The organism is Pseudonocardia pini, from assembly GCF_013870575.1.
GTDB classification, from domain to species: domain Bacteria; phylum Actinomycetota; class Actinomycetes; order Mycobacteriales; family Pseudonocardiaceae; genus Pseudonocardia; species Pseudonocardia pini.
The window spans coordinates 1-3,815 of the sequence record NZ_JACBXB010000551.1; the positions used below are offsets into that span (position 1 = coordinate 1).

Sequence of the window (3,815 nt, forward strand, 5' to 3'; positions counted from 1 at the left end):
AGCCGACCCGACGCGGAGTGGGCGTGTACCGGCAGTACGCGGACTTGCAGCCCTACCGCCGCACCCTCGCCATCGCCCCCTGCGCCGTGCCGCCGGGCATGCCGATGCTGATCGACGCGGGGGAGCGCTTCTACGTCAAGCCCGAGGGCGCGGCGCTGATGATCTCCCCGAACGACGAGACGCCGGTCGGGCCGGGGGACGCCAGGCCGGACGAGCTCGACGTCGCCCTGGCCCTGGAACGCACCGAGGACGTCCTCCACCTGGGGCTCCGCTCGATCCGGACGGCGTGGGCGGGCCTGCGGACCTTCGCGCCGGACCGCGACCCCGTCGTCGGGAGCAGGCCGGAGCATCCCGGCTTCCACTTCTTCGCCGGTCAGGGCGGTTCGGGGATCGAGTCCGCACCCGCTCTCGCGGCCCTGGGCGCCGCGGTGGTGAGCGGCGACGCCGTGCCCGCGGACATCCCCGTCGCGCCGGAGCGGGTCTCGCCCACCCGCTTGTAAGCGGGCGCTGACTTCATGCGGCACCATGGGGCCATGGCGTCCACCACCACGACCACCGGCCGCGCACTGTTCGACGGGTCCTACTGGGCGGATCCCTACCCCGCCCTCGCCGAGCTGCGCGCGGAGGAGCCCGTCCGCCGCCTCGACCTCCCCGAGGGTCCGATGTGGATCGTGACGCGCTACGAGGACGTCCGCGCCGCGTTCGTCGACGACCGGCTGTCCAAGGACTGGCGCTACACGCTCCCCGCGGACCAGCGCGCCGCGATGCCCGCCGCGCCGACCCCGATGATGCTGCTCATGGACCCGCCGGACCACACCCGGCTGCGCAAGCTGGTGAGCCGCTCGTTCACCGTCCGGCGGATGGAGGAGCTGCGCCCGCGCGTGCAGCAGATCGCCGACGAGCTCGTCGCCGCGCTGCCCGCCACCGGCACCGTGGACCTCATGGCGCAGTACGCCTTCCTGCTCCCGGTGCGCGTGATCTGCGAGCTGCTCGGCGTGCCCGAGGAGGACCGGGACGACTTCGGCCGCTGGTCCTCCACCATGATCGACGAGTCGCCGAACGAGGAGAAGACGGCCGCGGCCCAGAAGCTGGGCGGCTACCTGGCCGAGCTCGTGGAGCGCAAGCGCGCCGAGCCGGACGACGCGCTGCTCAGCGCGCTGACCCAGGTCTCCGACGAGGGCGACGCGCTCTCCCAGGAGGAGCTGGTCGCGATGGGCATGCTGCTGCTCATCGCGGGTCACGAGACCACGGTCAACCTGATCGGCAACGGCGTGCTCGGCCTGCTCACCCACCCCGAGCAGCGCGCGCTCCTCGCGGAGAAGCCCGAGCTGTGGCCCACCGCCGTCGAGGAGTTCCTGCGCTGGGACTCCCCGGTCACCAACACCCCGGTCCGGTTCGCCGCGGAGGACGTCGAGATCGCGGGCACGACCATCCCGGAGGGGGCCGTCGTCATCCTCGCGCTGTCGGCCGCCAACCGGGACGGCGAGCGGTTCGCCGAGGCGGACACCCTGGACGTCACGCGGGACGACCGCGGGCACGTCGCCTTCGGCTACGGCCTGCACCACTGCCTCGGCGCCCCGCTCGCCCGGATCGAGGGACAGGTCGCGCTGCAGACCCTGTTCGCGATGCGGCCCGACCTCGCGATGGCCGTCGACCCCGCCGAGCTGGCCTACCGGCGCAGTGTGCTCGTGCACGGCGTCACCCGGCTGCCGGTGACCCCGGGCTGAGAACGGGTACAACGGAGGAGGACTCACCCCGGGAGGCGTCGTGCCGCAGGATCCGTTCGGAGGCCGTGACGACCCCTTCGGCCAGGGTGGGCCGCTCGGCCCGTTGGAGGGCCTGCTGCGCGGGCTGGTGAACGGCCTCGGCCTGCCCGACGAGGACACCGACGCCGACCGCGAGCAGGGCACCACCCGCCGGGACCGGCCCCGGACCCGGCAGCTCGACAAGTACGGCCACGACCTCACCGCCGCGGCCCGGGCCGGGAAGCTCGACCCCGTCGTCGGGCGGGACGGCGAGATCGACCAGATCACCGAGGTGCTGGCCCGGCGCACGAAGAACAACCCCGTGCTCGTCGGGGAGCCCGGCGTCGGCAAGACCGCCGTGGTGGAGGGGCTCGCCCAGCGGATCGTCGCGGGGGACGTGCCGGTCGCGCTGCGGGACGCCCGGGTGGTCGCCCTCGACCTCGCCGGGATGGTCGCGGGCACGCAGTACCGCGGGCAGTTCGAGGAGCGGCTCACCGCCGTCGTGGACGAGATCGTCGCGGCGGGGCGTGGGCTGGTCGTGTTCGTGGACGAGATCCACCTGCTCGTCGGGGCGGGCAGCGCCCGGGACCAGGCGATGGACGCCGCCGCGATCCTCAAGCCCGCCCTCGCCCGCGGTGAGCTGCAGCTCGTCGGCGCGACCACGCCCGAGGACCACCGCCGCCACATCGAGCGGGACGCGGCGCTGGACCGCCGGTTCGAGGCGATCCGGATCCCGGAGCCCACCGCCGAGGTCACCCTCGAGATCCTGCGCGGCCTGCGGCCCCGGTACGAGGAGCACCACCACGTCCGGATCACCGACGGCGCGTTGACCGCGGCCGTCGCGCTGTCCGTGCGCTACCTGCGGGACCGGTTCCTGCCGGACAAGGCCGTGGACCTCGTGGACCGGGCCGCGGCCCGGTCCGGGATGCGGGGTGCTCCGGAGCCGGACAGGAAGGTCGAGGAGCTGGTCCGGGCCCGCGAGGTGGCCGCCGACGCCGACGACGCGGAGCGGGTCGCGATGCTCGACCGCGAGCTGGAGCGGCTGGTCCTGGACACCGGCGGCGCACCGGGGGAGATCACCGCGCGCGAGATCGCCGAGATCGTCGCGGACCGGACAGGCATCCCGGTCGCGGACCTCACGGCGTCGGAACGGGTCCGGCTGCTGGAGCTGGAGGCGCACCTGCACCGGCGGGTCGTCGGGCAGCACCGGGCGGTCGAGGCCGTCGCGGACGCCGTGCGCAGCTCCCGCGCGGGCCTCTCCGGACCCGACCGGCCCGCGGGGTCGTTCCTGTTCGTGGGGCCGACCGGCGTGGGGAAGACCGAGCTCGCCCGGGCGTTGGCGGCGGTCCTGTTCGGGTCGGCCGAGCACCTGGTGCGGCTGGACATGACCGAGTACGCGGACCGGGCCGCGGTGACCCGGCTGGTCGGGGCGCCGCCCGGGTACGTCGGGCACGAGGACGCGGGACAGCTCACCGAGCCCGTGCGGCGCAACCCCTACACCGTCGTGCTGCTCGACGAGATCGAGAAGGCCCATCCCGAGGTCCTCTCGGTGCTCCTGCAGGTCCTCGACGCCGGCAGGCTCACCGACGCCCGCGGCCGCACGGTGGACTTCCGGAACGTCCTCGTCGTGCTGACCGGCAACCTCGGGGCCGCCGAGGTGCTCGCCGGGGCGGACGAGGAGGTCGTGCTGGCCGCCGTCCGGCGGGGGCTGCGGCCGGAGCTGCTCAACCGGATCGACGACGTCGTGGTGTTCGACGCGTTGTCCCGCGGCGAGATCCGGGAGATCGCCGAGCTGATGCTGGTGGGCACCCGGGAGCGGCTCGCCGCGAAGGGGATCGAGCTGGTCGTGGAGCCCGCGGCGCTGGACCGGCTCGCGGACCTCGGGCACCGGCCGGAGTACGGGGCGCGGCCGCTGCGCCGGGTGATCGCGCGCGAGGTGGAGCGGAAGCTGGCGAAGGTCCTGCTCGCGGGCGACGGCGCGCACCGGGTGCGGCTCACCGGCGAGCTGGAGCTGGTGCCTGATTAGATCGGGCGCATGTCGCGCAGGCCCACGCTGAAGGACGTCGCGGC

At 74.5% G+C, this 3,815-nt stretch carries 3 protein-coding genes; all 3 read left to right on the top strand.

All coding sequences use genetic code 11. The annotated features are described in order from the left end of the window. Nucleotides 1–500: FAD-dependent oxidoreductase (locus H5J29_RS24495; RefSeq protein WP_220187872.1), on the top strand; the 500-nt coding region annotated here is incomplete at its 5' end. 33 nt (nt 501–533) lie between these two features. After that, a complete protein-coding gene (locus H5J29_RS24500) occupies nt 534–1,727 on the top strand; it encodes a cytochrome P450 family protein (protein WP_181783388.1) in 1,194 nt (397 codons plus the stop codon). A gap of 40 nt (nt 1,728–1,767) precedes the next feature. Then, nucleotides 1,768–3,771 carry an ATP-dependent Clp protease ATP-binding subunit gene (locus tag H5J29_RS24505; RefSeq protein ID WP_181783389.1) on the top strand — a complete coding sequence of 668 codons (2,004 nt, stop codon included), beginning with the start codon at nt 1,768–1,770 and terminating at the stop codon, nt 3,769–3,771. Nucleotides 3,772–3,815 lie beyond the last annotated feature (44 nt).